The following is a 23440-nucleotide window of genomic DNA, read 5'->3' on the forward strand; positions in this document are numbered from 1 at the left end:
TTGAGAATATAATTAGTTTACCTTATTATATGTATAGCTAACTTTTTTGGCAGTCATACTTTTTACGAGGTAATTAAAATAAGTAACAGTTAAAGAAATACCATTTTGCGTATTTTAGAGGTTTTAAATTGATAAAAAATTGTAATAAGGAGAGATATTATGATGGAAATAGGAAAGGAAATAAATCGTGAAATGAATTACACAATAATGACCGTTGTATTATGTTGGTCGGGTATGGTCGTTATGTCTAGCTTATATGTAACAATTCCTTTAATTGCACTATTTTCAGACCTTTTTAATGTTTCGCTAGCGCAATCTGCAGCTACAGCCAGTATATTTTCTATTGGTTTTGCTATAGGTTGCTTGTTATTTGGGGCAATCTCTGATAAATATGGGCGAAAAAAAGTGATCTTCATTGGATTACTTGCTCTGTCGATTATTTCGTTTTCCTTAGGGTTTGTGGATAGTATATTGTGGCTTGTTATTTTTAGGGGCTTACAGGGTATTGCAGCAGCTACATTTTCTCCGGTAGCGTTAGCTTACGTTGTAGAAATGTTTCCAGTAGAAAAAAAGGTTACAACGATAGGATTTGTTAGTACAGGTTTTTTAGTAGCTGGTATTGTAGGTCAGGTAATAAGTACGGTTGTTAGTCAGCATTTTGGATGGCACATGGTTTTCTTTCTTCTTAGTAGTGTCTATATGATTACGGCTGTATGGATTCATTATTCTCTTCCAAAAGGGGAGACGTCTCAATCTTATACTGATATTTTGGGACCAATTAAACAGATGGGGAAAGTTTTTACACATAAAAGCTTAGTATTGAGCTATATGATTGCGTTTGTTTTATTAATGGCTTTTGTTAATATGTATACTGTTTTAGGGAATTATTTGAGCTCTACTACTTATAATTTAAATGCAGAACAAATCCTATATTTTCGTTTAGCAGGACTATTTGGTATGATTCTATCACCAATTGCGGGTCGTTTAACAAAGAGGTTTGAAGTAAGGAAAGTTCTTCAAGGTGGATTACTGGTCGCTGTTTTTAGCCTAAGTGCAATGAGCTTTGTTTCGTATCTGCCTCTTCTAGTCATAATGAGTGTCTGTTTTGTAATAGGTATTGCTATATCTGTTCCGTCTTTAGTCGCTCTAGTTGGACAATTAGGGGGGAAAGTAAGAGGAATAGCAGTTTCTATTTATACTTTTATTTTATTTTTAGGTACTAGTATAGGACCCATCATTTCTATTTATCTTATGAAAATAGGAAGTTATGCTCAAACGTTTATTTTATTAGGAATGATACTTTTTATTGGTTTTATCGCTTCTCTATTTATAAACGATGACCGTGTACTGGATAATGAATGAGTGGAAAATCACTCAAATAAAGCAATGTTAGGATCTTTCATATGCTCACATAATAAAATATGAATTTGCCCGCGATGATGGTAAAAGTGTGCAACAATTTCAAGCAACCATTCAAAGCGTGAATAAGAAATACCCCAATAAGCAGTCTTCATTTCCGCTAATTGTTCATTGGAGAAGGATAAAAAAGTTTTAGAAAGTAAATCGTATCCCTGTATCATCGTTTGTTGCATTTGCGTAATAGTTTCGAGTGTTTGTTCTTTATAGAAAGTATGTAGTTGTTTTTCTGTAACGCCATTTAAAATAAGAAGATCTGCATGGCAAATAAGAGAAAGATGGGTACACATTTCAAATAGAGATCGCTTTGCGTGAATGGGTTGTATTTTTAATTCGGCTTCATTATATTGGTTAAGCATTTGAATAGTAGTATCAACAGCAACTTTAAGGTGGTGCAAGGAAGATTGAACAAACATTGTAATTCTCCTCATCTCCGTTTATAATAGTTTCTTAAGGGTATTATATCATACTCAAAATTCCGAAAATTCTAGTAGTTTGACTAGCATATTGAAAAGTATTATATTGTAAAAGATCATAAGAAACGTGAAATAGAATGGAATGCAATTATTGAGTTAGGAGTTAGACCAATGAGTTTGAAATATGGAAGAGATACAATTGTTGAAGTTGACTTAAATGCAGTAAAACATAATGTAAAAGAATTTAAAAAGCGAGTGAATGATGAAAATATTGCAATGATGGCTGCTGTAAAAGCAAATGGGTATGGCCACGGGGCAGTTGAAGTTGCGAAAGCTGCTATTGAAGCTGGAATAAACCAGCTTGCAGTTGCATTTGTAGATGAAGCGATAGAGTTAAGAGAAGCAGGAATTAACGTACCGATTTTAATTTTAGGTTATACATCAGTAGCAGCTGCGGAAGAGGCAATTCAATATGACGTTATGATGACTGTTTATAGAAGTGAAGATTTACAAGGGATAAATGAAATTGCAAACCGTCTTCAAAAGAAAGCGCAGATTCAAGTGAAAATTGATACAGGAATGAGTCGTATCGGTTTACAAGAAGAAGAGGTTATACCATTTTTAGAAGAATTGAACCGTATGGAATATGTAGAGGTAGTAGGAATGTTTACACATTACTCTACGGCAGATGAAATTGATAAATCATATACGAATATGCAAACAAGTTTATTTGAGAAAGCTGTCAATGCAGCAAAAGAATTAGGAATTCATATTCCATATATTCATAGTTCAAATAGTGCAGGATCGATGGAACTTAGCAATACATTTCAAAATATGGTTCGTGTAGGTATTGGAATTTATGGAATGTATCCTTCAAAAGAGGTAGACCATGCAGTCGTTTCTTTACAGCCTGCGTTGTCGTTAAAATCAAAAGTTGCTCATATTAAACATGCGAAGAAGAATCGTGGTGTAAGTTATGGGAATACGTATGTAACGACTGGTGAAGAATGGATTGCAACTGTACCAATTGGCTATGCCGACGGCTATAATCGTCAGTTATCTAATAAAGGGCATGCATTAATAAATGGAGTTCGAGTACCTGTTATTGGCCGAGTTTGTATGGATCAGCTTATGTTAGACGTTTCAAAAGCAATGCCAGTACAAGTAGGAGACGAAGTAGTATTCTACGGTAAGCAAGGTGAAGAAGAAATTGCGGTAGAAGAAGTAGCTGATATGTTAGGTACAATTAACTATGAAGTTACATGTATGTTAGACAGAAGAATCCCGCGAGTGTATAAAGAAAATAATGAAACGGCTGCTGTCGTAAATATACTAAGAAAAAACTGAATCGTTATGATTCAGTTTTTTTATTTTTGACAAATGAAAAATATCCTATTTGTACCGTGTAGTTGAATGTTCTTAAAACCAACGGATTCCAGTGAAGAAATTATTTCTTCACTGGAATAACATGCTTCCTCAAAAGAAAAGTCACTTCTCGTCCAATTATTATCTATGTCATGTTTAAATAGTATAAAGTTCATTTCTGCTTTTTTATTTTCATTATCATATGTAGAATCAATCGTACAGACATATTCTTCCGCTGAAATATGAAACGAAGCAACCCAATTTTCAAGAAAACCTTTCTCCATATTCATATCAAATACGAATGTACCTTCGCTATGTAATACAGAGTAAACATTACGAAAAACATTTTTTAATTCTTCTAATTTTAAAATATGGTTTAAGCTATCGCCAGTAGAGATAACATAGTGAAATTGCTCATTTATATTGAAATAACGAGCATCATCGACGATAAAGGTTGCGTCTGGCGCGTTTTGACGTGCGTATTCAATCATTTGCGCAGAACCATCTATACCAGTTACTACAAAAGTATTATCAATTAATTTCTTAGTAAGGTGACCAGTTCCGCAGCAAAGATCTAAAATATGAGAATGTGGTGGTGCATATTGTAAAACGAGTTTTTCCAAAAGTAGATAGGAGTGTTCAGCATAATGCCCCCAATGTTTATTATAAATGGATGCGAATATATCATAATCAGAATAAATTAGTTTTTTACACATATGTATTCAACTCAAGATTCATTACATTATAATAGTCATGCTTCGTTTTCATTTCAAAACCACATTGTGTATATAGTTTTAAAGCATTGTTATTTTTCGTTTCGACGTCCAATTCAATTGTTGAAGCCTCTTCTGTAATAAGGGTATGTACCATATAACTAAGAATATCTTTACCATATCCTTTACCTTGATAAGAAGGATGAACGGCGAATCCTGATAGTGTAGTAGATTGTTCTTGCTCAGAAACTGTAATCGTTCCTATCACTTTTTCGTCGATAAGAGCACTGTAAACTTGATGAGAAGGTGAATGCATCATTTTTTGTAACCATATAGCAGTATTTTCTGCTGAATCTCCGAAGGCTTTACTGGAAAGTTCAATAAGATCAAGAAGTGATTCTGAAGATGCAAGAGTGAGCTGTATAGTATTCTTTGTTGTTTTTTGTACTTCTTTTGCTTTGAACTCCATACTGTATTCACTATATAAATAAGGTAACTTCATATGCTTTGCAAATTCTTTCCCAGAAGCAGAATCCCCATTTATAATAAGCAGAGCTTCATCTGCCGATCTTATTCGTATTTCTTTCATTGCGGTTTGTAAAAGAGTAGTGCCTATATGTAGTTTCCTATAGTTCGGATGAACAAACCCTATTAACTCCAGTTTTGTCGGTCTTTCAAAGTCATACATACTTAATGCACCGATTAATTGAGTATTATCATAAAGTAGAAAATCATATATCTCTTCATTATTGCGAGCCGTTAAAAAGTTTACATGTAAATCTGAAGAGTAATCAATTTGATCGTATTGTCCGCAAATATGAGCTAAATCTTTCATTTGCTGAATTTCGTTCGCTGTTAAAGATTTCTTTTGTTCAATATTCATTTCATAATCCCTCTCAATCGTATTTAAAAATAGGATGGATGTTTTAGCCAGGTTTCTAACTTCACACTGCCCTGAACGGATAATAGCCGGTATAAATATCGATAGGGGCGTCTATATTCAGCAAGGTGAGGAATGGGCATAATGGTTTCGTAACCTTGTTTAAAAGCATGAGCTTCTTTTTCGGTAAGTACATATTCTAGTCCGATAAAATCAAACTCCCGGGGAGCAACTGTGTAAGCTTCTGTGTCTACTAAGCCTGTAATAGCAGAACCATCGGATAAAAACTGAGTAGGGTCTATATCAATTAAAACGAGCGTGGATTCTTTTGGTGCTGGTAAGGAAGAAAGTTGTGATTCAAAAATAGGAAATGCATTTTGTATGCTTTCATTATCGGAATAAAACATATTTACAAGCTCTTTACTTACATTTAAAACATGTGAGTGGAATTCATCTAGTGTAATTTGGAAGGAACCTGACACATTTCCTATGTAATTAGCTTTAAATGTATGTATTTCTGCAAGCCCTTTTCCTAGATTGAATAATATAGAATCTGGTAGCCCGATAAAAGATGGAACTGTGTTACCTACTAACTTTTCGGCTACAACGAATTCACGACCATTTAAAATATGTTTTTCTAATATTGCTGGGATAGGAAGATTAGTATGTGCTTGCAACAACGTATGTACAGCTTCTAAATGATGTACGTTCCTTGGATCAATTCCAAATAGGTTTTTACATCCCCACCAAAAATCATTATTTGGTTCTTCAATCATTTTAGAAGAACGAACGATGACTTCTGCATCTTCAGTTCGGACGAGAAACACATCGCTTGCATGGTCTTCATAACCTGGGTGTAAAGTTTGAACAGATAAAATAGGTGAAGTGAATAATTGTTGTAGCATGAAGTTACTCCTTTTCTCTGTAAATTCTATAAATTCATTATATAACAGAATATGTACTATGAGGATAATGATGTGGAAAACATAGAACTTAAATAAATTTATGGTGAGAAATAAGTATGAAAATTTTATTTTTCTAGTTTTATATGAATTATCAAAATAATATTCTGTTGATAAATCTATAAAAATACTCGAATGTAAATCTTGTCTTTTTCAGTAAATGAAGAGTTAAGCGTGCTTTTATGAGAGTTATAATGTAGGTTATGAAAAATATTTCTCAATAATAAAATGAAGAGAAAAATATGAATAAGTAGAATAGATTCCTTTATAATAGTATTAAATTAATTAACATAATTAATTATTAATAATATTAGATAGGAGAGAATATTATGGCAAATGTACTCGTAATAAATTTCCCTGGAGAAGGTCATATAAACCCGACTTTAGCTATTGTAAGTGAGTTAATTCGGCGAGGGGAGACAGTTGTTTCGTATTGTATTGAAGATTATAGAAAGAAGATTGAAGCAACAGGTGCAGAATTCCGAGTGTTTGAGAATTTTCTCTCTCAAATTAATATTATGGAGCGAGTAAATGAAGGCGGGAGTCCTTTGACGATGCTATCTCATATGATTGAAGCATCAGAGCGTATTGTTACTCAAATTGTAGAAGAAACAAAAGGGGAAAAGTACGATTACATGATATACGATAATCATTTTCCGGTAGGACGTATTATAGCCAATGCTTTAAAATTACCTAGCGTTTCTTCTTGTACAACGTTTGCTTTTAATGAATATATTACTTTTAACGATGAACATGAATCAAGAAAAGTAGATGAAACGAATCCATTGTATCAATCTTGTTTAGCGGGAATAAAAAAATGGAATAAACAGTATGGAATGAAATGTAATAGTATGTATGATATTATGAATCATCCTGGTGATATTACTATTGTATATACTTCAAAGGAATATCAACCACGTTCAGATGTATTCGATGAATCGTATAAGTTTGTCGGCCCATCCATTGCTACGCGTAAAGAAGTAGGCAGTTTTCTTATGGAAGATTTAAAAGATAAAAAATTGATTTTCATTTCTATGGGAACAGTTTTTAATGAACAACCTGAGCTATATGAAAAATGTTTTGAAGCGTTTAAAGATGCAGAAGCGACAGTCATATTAGTTGTTGGTAAGAAGATAAATATAAGTCAATTTGAAAACATTCCGAATAACTTTAAATTGTTTAATTATGTGCCGCAATTAGAAGTATTACAGTATGCTGATGTATTTGTGACACACGGTGGTATGAATAGTTCGAGTGAAGCACTATATTACGGTGTCCCGTTAGTTGTAATTCCGGTAACAGGAGATCAGCCTTTAGTTGCGAAACGAGTGAATGAAGTAGGGGCTGGAATAAGGCTTAATCGTAAAGAATTAACTTCTGAATTGTTACGTGAAGCTGTAGAGAAAGTTACGAATGATGTAACGTTTAAGGGAAATAGTCGTAAAGTTGGAGAGTCACTTCGAAATGCTGGTGGATATAATAGGGCAGTTGATGAAATATTAAAAATGAAAATGAATTCATACTCAAAACTTAAATAAATGTTTGGGGCACACTTACTGTAATATGTAAGTGTGTTTTTATAAAAAAATTACATAAAAAATCACTGTAAAGGTGAAACTTTTGTGTATATAAACTCATATCTTTGAATTAGTAATAAAATTACGTTAAAATAATACTAAGAAAATATATAAGTTTTGGGGGTAATGAATGAAGAAAGTATTTGAATACCTATTATTAACAATTGGGTCGATTATTGTAGCGGGTTCATTAGAGCTTATTTTAGCACCTAATGGATTAGTAGATGGCGGGGTAACGGCCATTGCCATTATGGCAAATAAAGTTGCTGGATTACCGCTTTACGGAGTGTTCTTAGGAATTAATATCCCGATTTTATTATTTACTGCAAAAGTAATGGGAAAGAAGTTCTTTATCCGTACATCCTATGCAAATGTAGTTACAACACTCGGATTAATCTATTTAAAACCATTTCCAGCAATTACAACTTCTGAATTGTTAATTGTTCTTTATGGAGGAGTCCTATTTGGTGTTGGTGTAGGGATCGTAGTAAAAATGGGCGGAGCAATAGATGGATCAGAAATGTTAGCAGTTTGGATGAACAAACACTTTAAAGTACCGATTAGTACATTTTTACTTGCTGTAAATGCAGTTATTTTCACATTTGTAGCGATTTTATTTTCAATCGAACAAGCAATGTTCTCATTAGCAATTTTCTATATTGTTACGAAGATGATTGATTTCATATTAGATGGTATAAATCAAGGAAAGAGCGTTATGATTATTTCTGGTAAAAATAAAGAAATTGGCGATCTACTTATGAAAGAATTGCAATTATCCGTTACGTATCTACATGGAGAAGGTGGTTTTTTAGGAGAACATAAGAGAATCATTTACTGTATTACAAACCGTTTTATTTATCCGAAAATGAAAGATCTCGTTCTCTCTGTAGATCCAACTGCTATAATTGAAGCTTCTTATTCAACAGAAACAACTGGTGTTAAGCGTCCAGGAAGGGCAGCAAAATCAGAAAAATAGTAAATAAAAATATCTCCACGTAAGTATAACTTGCGTGGAGATATTTTTATTTAGGAAACCAGGCCTTTTTCAATAGTTGGACAACAGTTTCGATACGATCTTCTGGAATACTACCAAAACCGAGCAATACATAAGAATCGTCCTTTACATTATGAACAGAATCGTATGTGGAGAGAGGGTATAACTTAATACGTTCTTTTGCAGCTGCACGAATAAGTTCTTGTTCGTTCATCCCGTTATGAACGTGAAGTACAATATGGAGTCCGGATTGTTCACCGAGTATATGAACGTTATTTCCCATCTCGTTTGTAATACATTTAATTAAAGAAATATGTTTTCTTTTATATAACGTACGACTTCGGTTAATATGACGTTCCCAATCACCATTTTGAATAAAGGTGGAAAAGGTAAGTTGCTGCAGCGTAGAAACTGTTTGTTTAAACATACCACCAAGTTCTTTATAGACTGTTAAAAGATGAGGTGGTAAAACGATATATCCCATTCGTAAAGAAGGTAAAAAGGATTTCGAGAAAGTTCCCATATAAATAACGCGTTCATTTGAATCTAGTCCTTGTAAAGAAGGAATTGGCTTTCCGATATAACGAAATTCCCCATCGTAATCATCTTCGATAATATAGCCCTCACAATCATTCGCCCATTTTAATAACTCGAGTCTTCTAGATAATGGCATAATGATTCCAAGTGGAAATTGGTGGGATGGAGTGACATACGCTACATTAGAACCCGATTCACGTAAAGTAGAAATATGAATGCCTTTATCATCTAAAGGGATAGGGTGAACGGGAAAATTAGAACTTTGAATCATAGCAGGTATACGGTGAAATCCAGGATTTTCGATTCCGTATTCTTTTTTTGAACCAAGTAGTTGAATTAGTAGCCAAAGAAGAGGTTGCGTACCTGCTCCAATTATAATTTGATCAGGCGAAGAATGTACCCCGCGAGCATGATATAAATACTTTGAAATATGTTTTCGTAGAATGAGCTCACCTTGTGGATCTTCTTTAGCAAATAATTCATTTTCATATTGAAATAAAGTTTCGTGTAATGCTTTTTTCCAGTTTGTTATCGGAAAAGCTTTTTGATCAATAAGCCCTTGGCTACAATCATAATCATATTGTTCGTTTTCTTTATTATTAGCACTATTTGACGTAATTTGCTGTTTCTTTTGAATGACATCAATATCGACTTCGGCAACAAAAATCCCGCGTTTCGGTTTGCTTTCTACATACCCTTCAGCTAGTAATTGTTGATAAGCAGATTCAACTGTAATACGGCTCACATTAAGTTGCATAGCTAAATTTCTGTGAGAAGGTAGGCGTGTACCGGCAAGTAGTGACCCATGAGAGATTTCTCGTTTTATATATTGATAAATTTGTAAGTAAATGGGTGTTTTACTTTGTAATACTAACGGGATAGTCAGATCCATGTATAGACGCTCCTTTTTTAAACTGTCCTTATAAAAAAGAATAGAACTGTCACTTAAGTTAAGGGCAGTTGCTTTCTATAATGATGATATAACATTTAGAAAATTTTATAAATAGTAAGGGGAGAATCATAATGCATATTAAAGAAGTAGTAACAGAAGTGGATTTACATGATGTATTTCCCGTATTACAGCAGTTAAGAACAAAACTATCAAAAGAAGAAGCGGGTTCTTTATTTCAAAAAATGAAAGAAGAAAATTATAAACTGTTTTCGCTACGTAATGAAGAGGATGAAGTTGTGAGTCTAGCCGGTGTAGCGATTTGTACGAATTTTTATAATGAGAAACATGTTTTTGTGTATGACCTTGTAACTGCGGAAGCACACAGGTCAAAAGGATATGGTAAAGTTCTGTTGTCATATGTAGAAAAATGGGGAGAAGAAAAAGGGTGTAGCTCTATCGTACTTACATCTGCGTTTCCAAGAATGGATGCACATCGTTTTTATGAAAGAGAGGGCTATGATAAGGTAAGCTATTCTTTTTATAAAGAGTTATAATACTAAGTAGGTTCCGTGTGTGAAAATATATGGAACCTATTTTCTTTTCTAGATTTGAGCTAGGAACAGGTCAAGTAATAGAATTTAACAAGGGAATGTTGAATTTGGAGAATGTTAGGGGCGTTTATATTTGGAAAAAATAAAGGAATTATCTATACCAAATGATGGAAGAGTCATCGTTATTTCTGATATTCATGGAGAATTAGATCTTTTTAAGGAACTATTACATAAAGTTAATTTTCAAGATGAAGATTATTTAATTATTAATGGTGATCTTTGTGAGAAAGGAAGAGATAGCGTTGGCGTCGTAAACTATGTGATGGATCTAGTAGTTAGCAAGCCAAATGTTTATGTAGTCGAAGGGAACTGTGAAGTTGTAGTTGAGGCGCTTGTAAATGAAAATCCTGCGCTAATAAGTTATTTGTGTACGCGAAAGAATACAATTTTTAATGAGTGGCTAGCGCAATTGAATATTAACGTTCATGAAGAAAATGATATTCGTGAATTGAAAACAAAATTAATGAGCCATTTTTCAAAGGAAATAAAATGGCTAACAGAATTGCCGACAGCGATTGAAACTGAGGATTATATTTTTGTACATGCTGGCCTTGAAGATAGAGAGGATTGGAAAGAGACAGAACGAAAAAATGCGATAGCAATGCCGGAGTTTTTCAATAAATCACATAGAGCACATAAATATGTAGTTGTCGGTCATTGGCCTGTTGTAAACTATTCAGACAAAGCACCGTCTAACAATCCAGTTATTGATCAGGAGAAAAAGATGATTGCGATTGATGGGGGAAATGCGATTAAAGAGGCAGGGCAATTAAACGCATTCATCATTCAGAGGGAACCAACAGGAGATATGTTTTCTTATACATATGTAGACTATTTTCCAGAATATGAAGTGATTGCAGATTTTAATGCGAACACAGAAATGCAGGGCGGGGTTACCTATCCGTATTATTACATAAAGCTGATAGAGAAGGGGCAAGAATACACAATATGTAAGCAAAAGGAAACGAATACATTACTTTCTGTGAAAAATGAATACATTAGGCAACTTGAGTCAGGTGAGTACACAGTGAAAACCGATATTTCTTGTGCACAAATAAGTGTAAGCAAAGGGGACATTGTTTCGCTCATTGATGGAAGCTGTTCAGGATATGATTTAGTTAAAAGAGATGGAATAGAGGGCTGGATAAAGAAAGGTATTTTAGTTGAGATAGAAAAATGAAAAAGAAAATGTTTAGCTGAAGTAGGAGGTATAGAACCTCCTATTTTTTATTACCTTTTTAAATGAGTAGATTGCTTGCTGTCTTTCATAAGTAAGTAAATCGTACTCGGTAAAATGACAAGCGTCATTCCTAAAATAATTACAAGTATAGCATAACCCCTATACGGAGCAGGAACAATAAATGGAAGCGCGGATAGGAAAATACCTGCTATTATCATTGAAATACTACAAATATTTGAAGCTCTTTTTTCAAGGTGCTTATCATTCCATTCCAATGAAACCGTTGATTTACTCGGATCAATTTTGGAACTGAAATAGCCTATTAATATAAATAGAAGCCCTACTGCTATAAATATGAAATGATCAAGGGGAAGAGTGAATCCAAGAGCGATGAGAGCAATGACAATATCAACAAAAAATAAAAATAGTAAAATTATGTTGCCAATCCAAAGGAGATATTTTTGGTTATTCGCTGCTTTAGATAAGGCTAAAAATAAAAAGAATACGAAGGAACATATAATTATATTTACGATAACAAAAGTGCTTTTATCCATTGTTGATGTAGGCGTTCCATTGAAGTCCCATTTCGTAACAATACGTAATGGTAAGAAGAAATAGAGAATAATATTTGTCGTAACAATAGTGAGAAATAAAGCAATACTAAATCGATTATTCATTGAATCACCAGCTTTCTACATGAATAATTGGTATCTTATAACAAAATTATACAATATAATAAATGATATCTGTTTTGATTTTTCAGAAAAAATATTATAATTATATATGAAATAAAGAGGATTGTAGGAGGAAATTATGCAAAACGTAATAGTAAAAGGGGATAAAGTAACAATTCGTACAATTGAAGAATTAGATATAAACCCATTATGGAATCTCGTATTTAAAGAAGAAAATCCAGAATGGAAAAAATGGGATGCACCGTATTTTCCGTTTTCAATGCAAGAATACCCACCTTATAAAGAGAGGATGCAAACGCGTTTAAAAGAAGAACCTCTATCTAATTTAATTATAGAACATAACGGCCAAATTATAGGTACGGTCGGATTTTATTGGGAGCATAAACCGACGCGTTGGTTGGAGATGGGAATTGTTATTTATAATCCAGATTACTGGAATGGTGGATACGGTACAGAAGCGTTAATATTATATCGAGATTTATTATTTGAAAAGATGGAGATTGGTAGAGTAGGGCTCACGACTTGGTCTGGCAATGAACGCATGATGAAAGTAGCAGAGAAAATAGGAATGACTTTAGAAGGTAGAATGCGAAAATGCCGTTATTATAACGGAACGTACCATGATTCTATTCGAATGGGAATAATTCGTGAAGAGTGGGAAGCATTGAGAAATTTAAATTAATTAAGGTAAATTATGAAAATGGTTCTGCCATTTCTTCTAGTATATTAGCAGAATATAATTTTAAGAGAATGGAGACAACGAGATGAAATATGTAATTAGAGAAATGAAGCAAGAAGACATTCATGCTGTACAATCAGTAGCGAGAATAGCTTGGCATGATACATACGAAGGCATTATTCCGAGAAAGATTCAAGACAGTTTTTTAGACGAGGCTTATTCTGATGAAAAAATGAAATATCGTCTTGAAAATACACATTTATTCGTTGCGGAAGAAGAGGGAGAAGTTATTGGCTTTGCAAATTTCTCTCCTGTTAGACTACAAAACGAAGCAGAATTAGGAGCAATTTATTTGTTACCAGATCAACAAGGGAAAGGGATAGGAAGTGCTTTATTACAAAAAGGGTTAACGGTATTAAAAGGAATTCGGAAACTATACATTCATGTAGAAGCAGCGAATGAAAAAGGAAAACGTTTTTATGAAGCGAAAGGTTTTGCACAATTAGAGGAATTTGAAGAAGATTTTGAAGGACATATGATGCAGACAGTAAGGATGGTTTTATACGTATAAGGAGGACTAGAAATGAAGATATTTGATTTTAGTGAAAAAGTAGGAAAACACATAGCAGCCTTTCAATCTAATTTCATAATGTCGAAAATATTAAACCAAAAAGGAAATGTACATATTGGTGCTATGCATTTACGAGAGAATGGAATAATTGGATATCATGAAGCAGTTGTATCGCAACTGCTTCTTATTGTGGACGGAGAAGGATATGTATGCGGAGAAGATAAAGAAAAAGTAAAGGTGGAAGCGGGACAAGCTGTGTTTTGGGAGAAGGGGGAATTTCATGAAACGAGTACGGAAAAGGGATTGATGGCAATTGTAATTGAGTCGGAGGAACTTGAGAAAGGAGTTTTAATGAAAGAAGTGGGTAAATTTGATGATAAAGGTGTGTAAGGAGGGGATTACTATGCGCAAAGTTACACAAATAGTAATCTGTGCAGCAGCAGTACTATTAATCACACTAGCTATGATAACCGGAGAGACGTGGAAAGATAAAATTGTTATTTCGCTAGCTGTTCTTATATTTACTGGATTTTCTCTAGTATGGAACACATTTGTTATAAATCTTATGGAGAAATTCAATAGAAAAAGGGGTAAATAAATGCGACCTTTCAAGCGAATGAGAACTATATATTTAATAACAGTACCTATTATTGCATTACTCTCATTATTTTTTCCACAGTCATTAGGAGATCGAATACTTACTTTCTTTTTTGTACTTGTTTTTGGCGGATTAGCAATTGGATTTACATATTTGATGAATTTTATTAACGAAGCAAAAGATAACAGAGGATAAATAAAAAGTTTCCAGTGGGGAAGGTAGTAAAAATCAAAGGTGTAGATTTGTATAGTTTGAGAAGACGGAAAAGGAGACATAGGATGATAAAAATTGCAAGAGTAGTAATGATTATAGCAATTTTAATAGTAATCATTGCAGGACTAATAACTCCCTTTTCGTTAAAAGAAAAGGGAGTACATACACTAGGTATGGTCGTTTATGGTGCAATCGGGTTAGGTGGACTTACATTATTAGATTACATTATAAAAAAGCAAAGAAAAGAGAAATAAATAAAAATTTTACCAATTGGAAAAGTAGTTGGTGGTCTATTTGTAAAGTTAAAAAACAAGGGGAATAAGAGAATGTTAAAATTATTGGATTTATAGCAATGGCTATTGCAAGTATATTCTTCCTTTTCGATTTAAAAGGGAAAATTACTTCTTTTACTTTTATAGTGGTATTGGGTGCAATGTCTCTTGGGACTACAAACTTAGTAGAATACATAACTAGTAAATTTAGAGAGAATAGAAATAATTAGTTTATTTAAGGAAGTAAGGACCTAATTTATTGTAGGTATAATTCTGTTAATTGTTAATGCCGGTGAATGAAAAATTTTCTTTTCAGTTTTAGAAAGAAGTGTGAAGAAAATTTGAATATGCGTAAAGGTACAAAAATATTTATATGCACTTGTGGATTAATAATGATGATACTATCAATGGTAGTACAGAACACATGGAAAGATAGAATTATAGTTGCTTTAGTTGCGATTTTATTTACTGTAATTTCTCTAGTGTGGAACTCTGTTGTTATTAATATCATTCAAAAATTTAATAAAAAGATAGATAAGGAACAGTAGGATGATGAAAATCACGAAAATTGTAATGATTATAGTAGTTGTAATTTCAATCATTGTTGGACTAATGGGACCATATTCAATTAAGGAAAAGGTAATATATACATGTAGTATGGTTTTCTGGGGAGCTATGGGGATCGGAGCTATTACTTTAATGGATTATATTAGCAGAAGGATAAATAAATGAAACTTGGATTAATGAGTATTTCTGATAGAAGGAGAATTAGACGAGCATTTCTTTTTTATAAATTGAAATGAAGAGAAATTGGTATTTATTACATTATTCTAAATGTAGATGAATACCAATTCAGTTAATATGGCTATAAAGGTAGCTTGGACAAAGAAAAAGGAGTAACTAAATGTTAAAGCAAGGAAGAATTATAATTGTTATTGGCACATTAGTAACACTCATCGCGAGTTTTATAGTGCCAGCAGACAATAAAACAAGATTAACAAATGTACTTGTAGTATTTTTATTTGGTGTAATTGCTGTGGGGTCTTCAGTTCTTTTTGAACGAATTTATCAAAAGATACATAAAAAGTGAAATAAATGAAATTTTTTCGATTTAAGCAGTAGTGAAACTAGAGGGATTAAAACAATTTTGATGATTATTGGTAGAATGGTCGAATCGGCACATAAATGTAATTTTGATTATGTAGACAGCCAAACTAGCAATAGAAGTTCCGGTTAATAAGTAAGAAGTTGAATAAAATCTATTCTTATATTAGATTTTACTGTAGTTATAGGAGAACATGGGTTATGTCATAGGAAATATCATTAATTTTGAGGATTAAGAGAGGAGCAAATTAATATGCAATCATTAAAGGCTGGAAAATATATTACATATGTTGCAATTGCTATATTTCTTGTAGTCGCTATTATGTCTCCTTATGAATTACCTAAAAAGGTTGGCTTTATTATAGGTGTTCTTATTTTAGGGGCATGTGCACTCGGTACTAATAAAATTTATGAAAAAATGTATAGTAAATTTAAACATAAATAAGGTTAATACAAGAGGGGGGAGGGCGTCATGATAATAATACCTATTAAGAGCAATTTCAAGAGGGGTAACCCACAAAGGTTTCAGAGGAGGCTTTTTCTTGAAACCTGAAAAAAGGAGTAATCACACATGTTTAAACAAGGACGTATTTTGATGTATATGTTTACCGTGGTGTTATTTTTTTCTTCATTCTTATTTCCACAGCCAATGGAAAAAGGGTTTTTAACAGCTATTGCAGCATTGATTATTGGTGGAATAGGTATTGGGATTTTCTATCTATTAGAAATTTTGAGTAACAAGTCGAAGAATATATCTAAAAAGAATGTTGAATGACGATGAAGCTTTTCCTGATTGGTTCAGTTGTAAAGATAAAAGATTTAAACCAACCCTTTATGATTATTATTGGCACAATGGTACTTGCTATTGCAGGGTGGTTTTTCCCATTTAATTTATGGCAGAAACTATTTTTCAGTATTGGTATGATTGGTATTGGGATGTTGGCATATGGAAGTTCAGTATTATTTAATCGTTTAGCTAAAAAAATTACAAATAGAGGTGAATAAACAACTAGAAATTTTTCATAAGAGTTGGAGAGAGTCTTACTATAATTAGTAAGTAGGGAATAGTCTCTTATGGTTATGGTGGAGGTTTTTCGTTTGAATGTGAGAAAGAAGAGTGATTATAAAATGCGAAAGTTTTCGAAAATAATGATATGTATTGGTGCGTTAATAATGATTATGCTAGGTATGATTGTATATGATACGTGGAAGGATAGAATCTATTTTTCTTTAGCAGTACTGTTTGTCACTGCACTTTCTTTATTGTGGAATATAGTTGTTCAAAATCTCATGGGAAAAATCAATAAAAAAAGAGAATAAATAACTATGAAACCGTTCCAATTGGAACAGTTATTAAAATAGAGGATATAGAACACCTAATTATGATAATTGGAAGATAGGTAAAAAATAAAATAAGCCATCCGTTTGGACAGCTCATTTACATAATTCTCGTTATTAGTAGCAAGGACAAATTCTACTCTCAAAAGAAATCTACTTTTTCTTTTTATATAATTTTATGCAACTTTTTATGTATTCCTATCCTAGTGTAGGTTTTACGGTTCTCGTTTCTTACTGAATTAGCCAAAAAACTGTATGAAATCTTACCGGCTCTTAACTTGGCTTTTTCCAAAATGAAGGCGATGTGTGCTCTCAGCAGTTTAATCTTGTAGGAAATGCAATGATGTTACTTTGTAATTGCATTATTCGCTGTATATTATCAGTGTGGCAAGCTTACTAGGTAAGTTGTTATCATATAGACATTTGCAAAAATATATTTCATTTTTAGTACCTAGTTGAAGATTTGAAACAGTTTCAAATATTTCTAAAATAATTTGACTTACTAGAGAGTTTCAGTGGTTTATAGGCGGAAAGAAGTGCCTCAGAGTTAGTGAATACAAACTCTTCCTTTAGGTAAGCGAATACTTGTTCATGATCCTTCTTTGTTAATTTTCTCATCATAATGAACCTGCCTTTTTTATTTTTCTGAATATTTAAACTTAAGTTTTTTACAACCAATATGAAATTTTATGTTTAGTTCACAAACTTTCGGAAAAACTAGGAAAGATATGACAAAGGAGGTTATGAACGGTGGATCATCCAATTCAAGGATTAATGAAAGCGGCAATGGAAAATTTAAAAGAAATGGTCGATGTAAATACGATTGTTGGAGAGCCTGTTCAAACGGCTGACGGTGGTGTGGTGTTAACGGTTTCTAAAGTAGCGTTCGGGTTTGGAGCAGGAGGTTCTGATTTCCAAACGAATGATGGACAAAGAGCGAACGGTAACCCTGCATTTGGTGGCGGTAGCGCGGGTGGTGTTTCAATTACACCAGTAGCATTTCTTGTAGTGAATAAAGATGGAGTAAATATTCTGCATCTACAAAATGCGACACATTTAGCGGAAAAAATGATTGAATTAGCTCCACAAACAATTGATAAAATTCAATCGATGTTCCAAAAAGATGAAAAGAAAGAGGGAAATCATCATCCTCAAAACCCAGATGAAATCCTTTAAAAACGCCTGCTTACGAGCAGGCGTTTTTTCTTGTAATCACTATGTAATAAAACACATGAAATTGTAAATAGTTTTTGAATTTTTTTCTATGTTTCTAAAATTTTTCATGTTAAAATATGCTATAGAATTGAAACATATAAAACGAAGGTGGCTAGGTGCTTTGTCTGGAGGATCTGACCAAGTAAAGAATATGATATATATTAATGGTAATCGTCGGGGTCATTGTTTTATTACATCAGGAATTACGTTTAAAGAGTTTGCAAGTAACATCCCTTCACCGCTTCATCAAGTGTTGCTTTTGAAGCATAACTTTGAATGGACAGATTTTCATTATCATACTTTATTTGAATATGTTGAGGAAGAAAATATACATAAGCTAATTCAAGCAGAGATTGATGAATTTGATGAATTTTGTTGGGTAGATTTTGATGATGCAAGCGATTTAGATGAATTAGAGCCAAAAGAAATTGCAGAGCTTTTATATTTGGCTCACAAAAAAGAACCACTTGCAAGAACATTCTTTCCGCTATTGAAAAATAGATTTGTTTATTTTTCACATGATGATGGATGGTACAACAAAGTGTATTATCGTAGAATTGCTGATTTTGTAGGGATGTTAAGTAAAGTCATTCCTTATAAACTCGGTGCTTTCGGTAAGAAACGTTTTTCTTTGTTCCAAAAATCAAAAATTTTCCCAGCAATTTCGAAAGAAGTGATTATGGGGCTTCTTCCGTTAATGGAAGATGGTCTTTATATTGATCTAGCAGGGAAAATTGAGTCAAGAAGAGGTCTTGAAATTCCGGTATATGTAGTTGGTTCGTATGAAAGTACGGATGAGGTACTAGATAATATCGATGAATTGAAAGAAGAAGCAACAGAGACAGGTTGGCTCATTTTTGATAAGAAAGAACAAGAATGGCAATGGGTTGTGGACTAAGAAAACTTGGCGCATGAAGTCAAGTTTTCTTGTCATTTGAAAGGAGTACAAATGAAGAAATATTATACAATTGTGGGTATGATAAGTATTATTCTCGTATCGATTTTACTTATTACTTGTCCGAAAGAATCAGATTTTAAAGTGTATGTAGAGGATAAGTATGCGTTGAAATGTGATGAGAGTAGTTTTGAATGCACACAAAATGTAGATGGTAAAAAAGAAAAGCTACAATTTGAAAGTACAGATGCACGAAATAGTGTATTTTTTATGACTGTAAAGCAAACATTTAAAACAGAAGCTGGTGTTACGAAAGAATATAGCGGAGTAGGAATGTTTGGTACATTTCTTTTTGTTTCAGAAAAGACTTTCTAGTAATAGAAGGTCTTTTTTTTATGCTTATGCTCATATAGATGAAGTAAGACAAGCATAGGAGGGGTAGTGATGAAGAATACATGTATCGTTTGCGGTGGTGAGGAGTTTTTCTCCTCAACTTTGTATGCACGTACGAAACAAGATTGGGCATATGCACCAAACATGTATCGCTTTGAAAAGGTTTTTATTGAGCATAGGGATGAAGAAAATTATCCAGTGTTTCAAGAAATTACAGCAAAACATTGCTGTGGATGCGGTCATATTATGTTGTATCACGAATGAACACACCAAGTATAACTTGGTGTGTTTTTTTAAAACGCTGACAAAGCAAGCGGATAAAGTAAAGTAAATAAAACAGAAAAACTACCAAAACCAATTGCTGTATATCCAAGTGTTCTTGCTCCAAAATTGACAGCTAATAAGCCGACTAAAATTGCAAGAGAACCAAGTGTAACAGGATAAAATGCAATTGAGAAAAGCGAAAGAAATAAAGCGACATAGCCTATCATTGCACCGGTATTTGTACCTTCTATTTCATTTGCAATTTCTTTACGTTTATGTCTAATAGGTATGCCAGCTGGTGATATTTCAGCTGCATACTCTTCGTTTTTTTCACCACTTTTAAAATGATGATTTCTCTTTCTTCGCATGTACATCCCTCTCTTTCAATTGGGTGTACCTATAGTATCTTTCATAAAGGGAAGAACATGAGTATGAGTTAAACCCAAGTAAAGCAAAAATTGGAGAATAAAGATTCCATCGTTAGCATGTATACCTCCTTATGAAGATAAAACAGGAATTTTGGAAAATGATGTAGAATGAAATGAGTGATAAAACGTGAAGGTAGGGGAGTGCATGACGAAATTTAATTGGCATGAATCAGCAGAGAAAAAGTGGGATAGTAGTGCAGAATTTTGGAATCAAAATAGTCAGGAGATGTGGGATAGCGGGAGTAGGAGTACAATTATTCCATTTTTTGAACAATACGTGAATAAGGAAGCTCGGGTGCTTGATGTTGGTTGTGGAGATGGATATGGTACATATAAATTAAGTCGGGCGGGCTATAAAGCAGTTGGTGTAGATTTATCAGAAGTGATGATTCAAAAAGGGAAGGAGCGCGGAGAAGGACCGAATTTATCTTTTATAAAAGGGGATCTTTCTTCCTTACCATTTGAAAATGAGCAATTTGAATCTATTATGGCAATTAATTCTTTAGAATGGACCGAGGAACCATTACGAGCATTAAATGAGATAAAGCGCGTTTTAAAAAGCGAAGGGTATGCATGTATTGCAATTTTAGGACCAACAGCAAAACCTCGAGAGAACAGTTATCCTCGTTTATACGGCAAAGACGTTGTTTGTAATACGATGATGCCTTGGGAATTTGAACAGTTAGCGAAAGAACAAGGTTTTGAAGTTGTCGATGGGATTGGGGTATATAAGCGCGGAGTAAATGAGAAGATGTTAGGTCAACTCCCTACAGAGTTACAACAATCGTTAACATTCTTATGGGTATTTATGTTAAAAAACGTATAAAGAAATGAAAGAATTTTTAGGAGGTAAATAAGTGCAGAAAATACAAAAAACTGATACAATATCATCAGAACCAATTAAAGGGGGACTAGGGTATATGACAACTACTACAACAGTTAAATCCGACATTGAAATCGCACAAGAAGCGAGTATGAAGAAGATTCAAGAAATTGCAGCTGAATTAAATATTTTAGAAGATGAATTAGAGCCATACGGACATTATAAAGGTAAGTTATCTCTTGATATTTTTAAGCGCTTACAGAACGAGAAAGACGGTAAAGTTGTTTTAGTAACAGCGATTAACCCAACTCCAGCTGGAGAAGGTAAATCAACAGTAACAGTTGGTTTAGGTCAAGCTTTTAATAAAATTGGTAAGAAAACAGTAATTGCACTTCGCGAACCATCTCTTGGACCAACGATGGGGCTAAAAGGCGGGGCAGCAGGTGGTGGTTTTTCACAGGTTGTACCTATGGAAGACATTAACCTTCACTTTACTGGAGATATTCATGCGATCACAACTGCTAATAACGCGTTAGCAGCGTTTATTGATAATCATATCCAACAAGGAAACACACTTGGGATTGATACGCGTAAAATCGTTTGGAAACGCTGTGTTGACTTAAATGATCGTGCCCTACGTAACGTAGTAATTGGTCTTGGTGGACCAGTTCAAGGTGTACCACGTGAAGACGGTTTCGATATTACAGTGGCATCTGAAATTATGGCCGTATTCTGCCTTGCAACAGATATTCAAGATTTAAAAGCGCGTCTATCTCGCATCGTAGTTGCTTATAACTTTGCAAATCAACCTGTAACGGTTAAAGATTTAGGTGTAGAAGGTGCGTTAACGTTATTATTAAAAGACGCATTAAAACCAAACTTAGTGCAAACGTTAGAAAATACACCAGCTATCATTCACGGCGGACCATTTGCGAATATTGCTCACGGTTGTAACAGTGTTATCGCTACAACAATGGCAGCAAAATTAGGTGATTATGTTATTACAGAAGCTGGATTCGGTGCTGATTTAGGTGCAGAGAAGTTTTTAGATATTAAAGCTCGTGCAGCTGGCATTAAACCAGAAGCAGTTGTTATTGTTGCGACTATTCGTGCGCTTAAAATGCATGGTGGCGTAGCAAAAGATCAATTAAAAGAAGAAAATGTAGACGCATTAGCAAAAGGTATGGAAAACTTACAGAAGCATGTTGAAACAATTCAAAGCTTCGGTGTGCCTTTCGTAATTGCAATTAATAAATTTATTACAGATACAGATGCAGAAGTTGCATACTTACAAGAGTGGTGCAATGAGCGTGGCTATGCAGTATCCTTAACGGAAGTTTGGGAGAAAGGTGGCCAAGGCGGAGTTGACCTTGCTGAAAAAGTGTTAAAAGAAATTGAAAAAGGTGAAAACAACTACGCACCACTTTATGAATTAGAATTACCATTAGAAGAAAAAATTCGTACTATTGCTCAAAAAGTGTACGGTGCAAAAGATATTGAATTTGCTCCGAAAGCACGTAAGCAATTAGCTCAATATGAAGGAGAAGGGTGGAGTAACCTACCAATTTGTATGGCGAAAACACAATACTCTCTTTCTGACGATGCAACAAAATTAGGTCGTCCATCTGACTTTATCGTTACAATTCGTGAGCTAAAACCATCTATCGGTGCAGGGTTTATCGTTGCGTTAACAGGAACAATGTTAACAATGCCAGGCCTTCCAAAACAGCCAGCAGCACTGCAAATGGATGTAAATGAAGATGGAAAAGCAGTAGGTTTATTCTAAAAGGTTGTAATTCATCTCGTTTATCTGTAAACTATATATACATCAAGTGGCGCCTTTCCATCGAAAGGCGCCTGTTTTTTGGAGGAAATTATGTTTGATCCAACTGCTTTTGATAATTTAAAAGTAATCGTAGAAGGCGCTGTTTATGATTTTGATTTACATGGAGATATTCTTGTAACAGATCGAAAAGATATGATGGACCTTGCTTCATTAAGTCGTATATATCATATTTCATTTCAATTAACAGAACCATTCGAACCGTTAGTAGAAGCAACATTTTCACTATCTGTAGATGCAAAGAACTTGTCTGGTGAAATATTAGAAGTACCACAATTTACACCAGGTTGTGAAATGAAGTTAGCATTTTCATTCCCGATAGAAAAGCCAGAGGTAGCGTGCGAAGAAATTGAAACTTTCATGCATTCTATATGGGGAAAAGAAAGAATGATTACGCAAAAACTTTCATACGAATATAATAAGCAAGCGATTTCATATCATAATAAGGTAGAGGTTCTATTTCAAAAAGCGATTACAGAAGACCATGTTGATGATTTAATAGCTGTTATTTCACACATGATAGAAACGGTGCGAACAATACAACATTTTCTTCAAAAATAGAGATA

The 23440-nt window shown here is 33.6% G+C and carries 33 protein-coding genes and 2 pseudogenes; 27 read left to right on the forward strand and 8 right to left on the reverse strand.

Annotated features, from left to right (window positions below; all coding sequences use genetic code 11):
* Window positions 1–162: 162 nt before the first annotated feature.
* Window positions 163–1362 (forward strand): MFS transporter, encoded by a 1200-nt coding sequence (locus AC3WTI_RS01370; RefSeq protein WP_142305879.1) that lies wholly within the window; start codon window positions 163–165, stop codon window positions 1360–1362.
* A gap of 8 nt (window positions 1363–1370) precedes the next feature.
* On the opposite strand, the gene AC3WTI_RS01375 is transcribed toward AC3WTI_RS01370, so the two are convergent.
* Window positions 1371–1832, reverse strand: coding sequence for a DinB family protein (locus AC3WTI_RS01375; RefSeq protein ID WP_087959621.1), 462 nt, complete (start codon window positions 1830–1832; stop codon window positions 1371–1373).
* A 171-nt stretch (window positions 1833–2003) separates the two neighbouring features.
* Between AC3WTI_RS01375 and alr the strand changes: the two genes are divergently transcribed.
* Window positions 2004–3179: an alanine racemase gene (gene alr / locus AC3WTI_RS01380; RefSeq protein ID WP_087959622.1), complete on the forward strand. Its 1176-nt coding sequence runs from the start codon at window positions 2004–2006 to the stop codon at window positions 3177–3179.
* 20 nt (window positions 3180–3199) lie between these two features.
* Here the strand turns inward: alr and AC3WTI_RS01385 are convergent, their stop codons facing one another.
* The 3 genes from AC3WTI_RS01385 to AC3WTI_RS01395 are packed head-to-tail and all read right to left on the reverse strand — an operon-like array spanning window position 3200 to window position 5695.
* Window positions 3200–3913, reverse strand: a complete 714-nt coding sequence (locus tag AC3WTI_RS01385; protein ID WP_087959623.1) for a class I SAM-dependent methyltransferase — start codon at window positions 3911–3913, stop codon at window positions 3200–3202.
* Window positions 3906–4793: a GNAT family N-acetyltransferase gene (locus AC3WTI_RS01390; RefSeq protein ID WP_087959624.1), complete on the reverse strand. Its 888-nt coding sequence runs from the start codon at window positions 4791–4793 to the stop codon at window positions 3906–3908. The genes AC3WTI_RS01385 and AC3WTI_RS01390 overlap by 8 nt, the downstream gene beginning before the upstream one ends.
* 23 nt (window positions 4794–4816) lie before the next feature.
* Window positions 4817–5695 carry a nitrate reductase gene (locus AC3WTI_RS01395; protein WP_097841405.1) on the reverse strand — a complete coding sequence of 293 codons (879 nt, stop codon included), beginning with the start codon at window positions 5693–5695 and terminating at the stop codon, window positions 4817–4819.
* Between the two features lie 386 nt (window positions 5696–6081).
* Between AC3WTI_RS01395 and AC3WTI_RS01400 the strand changes: the two genes are divergently transcribed.
* Entirely contained in the window at window positions 6082–7290 is a 1209-nt protein-coding gene (locus AC3WTI_RS01400) for a macrolide family glycosyltransferase (RefSeq protein ID WP_097841406.1), read from the forward strand.
* A gap of 169 nt (window positions 7291–7459) precedes the next feature.
* Entirely contained in the window at window positions 7460–8305 is an 846-nt protein-coding gene (locus AC3WTI_RS01405; RefSeq protein ID WP_087959627.1) for a YitT family protein, read from the forward strand.
* Between the two features lie 46 nt (window positions 8306–8351).
* Here AC3WTI_RS01405 and pdxR read toward each other — a convergent pair whose 3' ends face one another.
* Window positions 8352–9752: a MocR-like pyridoxine biosynthesis transcription factor PdxR gene (gene pdxR / locus AC3WTI_RS01410; protein ID WP_087959628.1), complete on the reverse strand. Its 1401-nt coding sequence runs from the start codon at window positions 9750–9752 to the stop codon at window positions 8352–8354.
* A 131-nt stretch (window positions 9753–9883) separates the two neighbouring features.
* Between pdxR and AC3WTI_RS01415 the strand changes: the two genes are divergently transcribed.
* Together AC3WTI_RS01415 and AC3WTI_RS01420 are read left to right on the forward strand one after the other, a co-directional pair.
* Window positions 9884–10306 (forward strand): GNAT family N-acetyltransferase, encoded by a 423-nt coding sequence (locus AC3WTI_RS01415; RefSeq protein ID WP_097841407.1) that lies wholly within the window; start codon window positions 9884–9886, stop codon window positions 10304–10306.
* A 130-nt stretch (window positions 10307–10436) separates the two neighbouring features.
* Complete coding sequence (locus tag AC3WTI_RS01420) at window positions 10437–11543, forward strand: metallophosphoesterase (RefSeq protein ID WP_097841408.1); 1107 nt, start codon at window positions 10437–10439, stop codon at window positions 11541–11543.
* Between the two features lie 50 nt (window positions 11544–11593).
* On the opposite strand, the gene AC3WTI_RS01425 is transcribed toward AC3WTI_RS01420, so the two are convergent.
* On the reverse strand, window positions 11594–12220 hold the full coding sequence (locus tag AC3WTI_RS01425; RefSeq protein WP_087959630.1) for a DUF1648 domain-containing protein: 627 nt from the start codon (window positions 12218–12220) through the stop codon (window positions 11594–11596).
* Window positions 12221–12356: 136 nt separating this feature from the next.
* On the opposite strand from AC3WTI_RS01425, the gene AC3WTI_RS01430 reads away from it, so the two are divergent.
* The 14 genes and pseudogenes from AC3WTI_RS01430 to AC3WTI_RS01495 all read left to right on the forward strand — a co-directional run bounded on the left by AC3WTI_RS01430 (window position 12357) and on the right by AC3WTI_RS01495 (window position 16995).
* Window positions 12357–12920, forward strand: coding sequence for a GNAT family N-acetyltransferase (locus AC3WTI_RS01430; protein WP_087959631.1), 564 nt, complete (start codon window positions 12357–12359; stop codon window positions 12918–12920).
* Window positions 12893–13006, forward strand: a pseudogene (locus tag AC3WTI_RS01435) (2'-5' RNA ligase family protein); the annotation flags it as partial. The gene AC3WTI_RS01430 and the pseudogene AC3WTI_RS01435, both read left to right, overlap by 28 nt.
* Complete coding sequence (locus AC3WTI_RS01440) at window positions 13003–13488, forward strand: GNAT family N-acetyltransferase (protein ID WP_087959633.1); 486 nt, start codon at window positions 13003–13005, stop codon at window positions 13486–13488. The pseudogene AC3WTI_RS01435 and the gene AC3WTI_RS01440, both read left to right, overlap by 4 nt.
* Before the next feature lie 12 nt (window positions 13489–13500).
* A complete protein-coding gene (locus tag AC3WTI_RS01445) occupies window positions 13501–13878 on the forward strand; it encodes a cupin domain-containing protein (protein ID WP_087959634.1) in 378 nt (125 codons plus the stop codon).
* Between the two features lie 13 nt (window positions 13879–13891).
* The gene (locus AC3WTI_RS01450) at window positions 13892–14086 is read left to right on the forward strand and encodes a hypothetical protein (RefSeq protein WP_087959635.1); all 195 of its coding nucleotides are present in this window, start codon (window positions 13892–13894) and stop codon (window positions 14084–14086) included.
* Window positions 14087–14281: a hypothetical protein gene (locus tag AC3WTI_RS01455; protein ID WP_087959636.1), complete on the forward strand. Its 195-nt coding sequence runs from the start codon at window positions 14087–14089 to the stop codon at window positions 14279–14281.
* Between the two features lie 83 nt (window positions 14282–14364).
* On the forward strand, window positions 14365–14553 hold the full coding sequence (locus AC3WTI_RS01460; protein WP_000589991.1) for a hypothetical protein: 189 nt from the start codon (window positions 14365–14367) through the stop codon (window positions 14551–14553).
* Window positions 14554–14963: 410 nt separating this feature from the next.
* Window positions 14964–15119, forward strand: a complete 156-nt coding sequence (locus AC3WTI_RS01465; protein WP_226791560.1) for a hypothetical protein — start codon at window positions 14964–14966, stop codon at window positions 15117–15119.
* A gap of 4 nt (window positions 15120–15123) precedes the next feature.
* Window positions 15124–15303 carry a hypothetical protein gene (locus tag AC3WTI_RS01470; RefSeq protein WP_370452572.1) on the forward strand — a complete coding sequence of 60 codons (180 nt, stop codon included), beginning with the start codon at window positions 15124–15126 and terminating at the stop codon, window positions 15301–15303.
* Between the two features lie 172 nt (window positions 15304–15475).
* Window positions 15476–15661: a hypothetical protein gene (locus AC3WTI_RS01475; RefSeq protein ID WP_087959639.1), complete on the forward strand. Its 186-nt coding sequence runs from the start codon at window positions 15476–15478 to the stop codon at window positions 15659–15661.
* A 267-nt stretch (window positions 15662–15928) separates the two neighbouring features.
* On the forward strand, window positions 15929–16120 hold the full coding sequence (locus AC3WTI_RS01480) for a hypothetical protein (RefSeq protein ID WP_087959640.1): 192 nt from the start codon (window positions 15929–15931) through the stop codon (window positions 16118–16120).
* Between the two features lie 126 nt (window positions 16121–16246).
* On the forward strand, window positions 16247–16450 hold the full coding sequence (locus AC3WTI_RS01485; protein ID WP_087959641.1) for a hypothetical protein: 204 nt from the start codon (window positions 16247–16249) through the stop codon (window positions 16448–16450).
* A complete protein-coding gene (locus tag AC3WTI_RS01490; RefSeq protein WP_218921312.1) occupies window positions 16447–16680 on the forward strand; it encodes a hypothetical protein in 234 nt (77 codons plus the stop codon). The genes AC3WTI_RS01485 and AC3WTI_RS01490 overlap by 4 nt, the downstream gene beginning before the upstream one ends.
* Window positions 16681–16779: 99 nt before the next feature.
* Window positions 16780–16995 carry a hypothetical protein gene (locus AC3WTI_RS01495; RefSeq protein WP_080000266.1) on the forward strand — a complete coding sequence of 72 codons (216 nt, stop codon included), beginning with the start codon at window positions 16780–16782 and terminating at the stop codon, window positions 16993–16995.
* 345 nt (window positions 16996–17340) lie between these two features.
* On the opposite strand, the pseudogene AC3WTI_RS01500 reads toward AC3WTI_RS01495, so the two are convergent.
* A pseudogene (locus AC3WTI_RS01500) lies at window positions 17341–17634 on the reverse strand (GNAT family N-acetyltransferase); the annotation flags it as partial.
* A 129-nt stretch (window positions 17635–17763) separates the two neighbouring features.
* Here AC3WTI_RS01500 and ytfJ point away from each other — a divergent pair.
* The 4 genes from ytfJ to AC3WTI_RS01520 all read left to right on the forward strand — a co-directional run bounded on the left by ytfJ (window position 17764) and on the right by AC3WTI_RS01520 (window position 19780).
* Entirely contained in the window at window positions 17764–18189 is a 426-nt protein-coding gene (gene ytfJ / locus AC3WTI_RS01505; protein ID WP_000349987.1) for a GerW family sporulation protein, read from the forward strand.
* Between the two features lie 160 nt (window positions 18190–18349).
* Complete coding sequence (locus AC3WTI_RS01510) at window positions 18350–19126, forward strand: oxalate:formate antiporter (protein ID WP_000014094.1); 777 nt, start codon at window positions 18350–18352, stop codon at window positions 19124–19126.
* Between the two features lie 51 nt (window positions 19127–19177).
* Complete coding sequence (locus AC3WTI_RS01515) at window positions 19178–19498, forward strand: hypothetical protein (RefSeq protein WP_087959642.1); 321 nt, start codon at window positions 19178–19180, stop codon at window positions 19496–19498.
* A gap of 69 nt (window positions 19499–19567) precedes the next feature.
* Window positions 19568–19780, forward strand: coding sequence for a hypothetical protein (locus AC3WTI_RS01520; protein WP_000798747.1), 213 nt, complete (start codon window positions 19568–19570; stop codon window positions 19778–19780).
* A 29-nt stretch (window positions 19781–19809) separates the two neighbouring features.
* On the opposite strand, the gene AC3WTI_RS01525 is transcribed toward AC3WTI_RS01520, so the two are convergent.
* Window positions 19810–20148, reverse strand: a complete 339-nt coding sequence (locus tag AC3WTI_RS01525) for a hypothetical protein (RefSeq protein WP_001253199.1) — start codon at window positions 20146–20148, stop codon at window positions 19810–19812.
* Between the two features lie 205 nt (window positions 20149–20353).
* On the opposite strand from AC3WTI_RS01525, the gene AC3WTI_RS01530 reads away from it, so the two are divergent.
* The 3 genes from AC3WTI_RS01530 to AC3WTI_RS01540 all read left to right on the forward strand — a co-directional run bounded on the left by AC3WTI_RS01530 (window position 20354) and on the right by AC3WTI_RS01540 (window position 23435).
* On the forward strand, window positions 20354–21034 hold the full coding sequence (locus AC3WTI_RS01530) for a class I SAM-dependent methyltransferase (RefSeq protein ID WP_087959643.1): 681 nt from the start codon (window positions 20354–20356) through the stop codon (window positions 21032–21034).
* 94 nt (window positions 21035–21128) lie between these two features.
* Window positions 21129–22817 (forward strand): formate--tetrahydrofolate ligase, encoded by a 1689-nt coding sequence (locus tag AC3WTI_RS01535; protein ID WP_012644371.1) that lies wholly within the window; start codon window positions 21129–21131, stop codon window positions 22815–22817.
* 90 nt (window positions 22818–22907) lie between these two features.
* Window positions 22908–23435 (forward strand): hypothetical protein, encoded by a 528-nt coding sequence (locus AC3WTI_RS01540; protein WP_048528760.1) that lies wholly within the window; start codon window positions 22908–22910, stop codon window positions 23433–23435.
* The last annotated feature ends 5 nt before the right edge of the window (window positions 23436–23440 follow it).

The sequence above is a fragment of the Bacillus sp. EB106-02-03-XG38 genome (genome assembly GCF_058792175.1).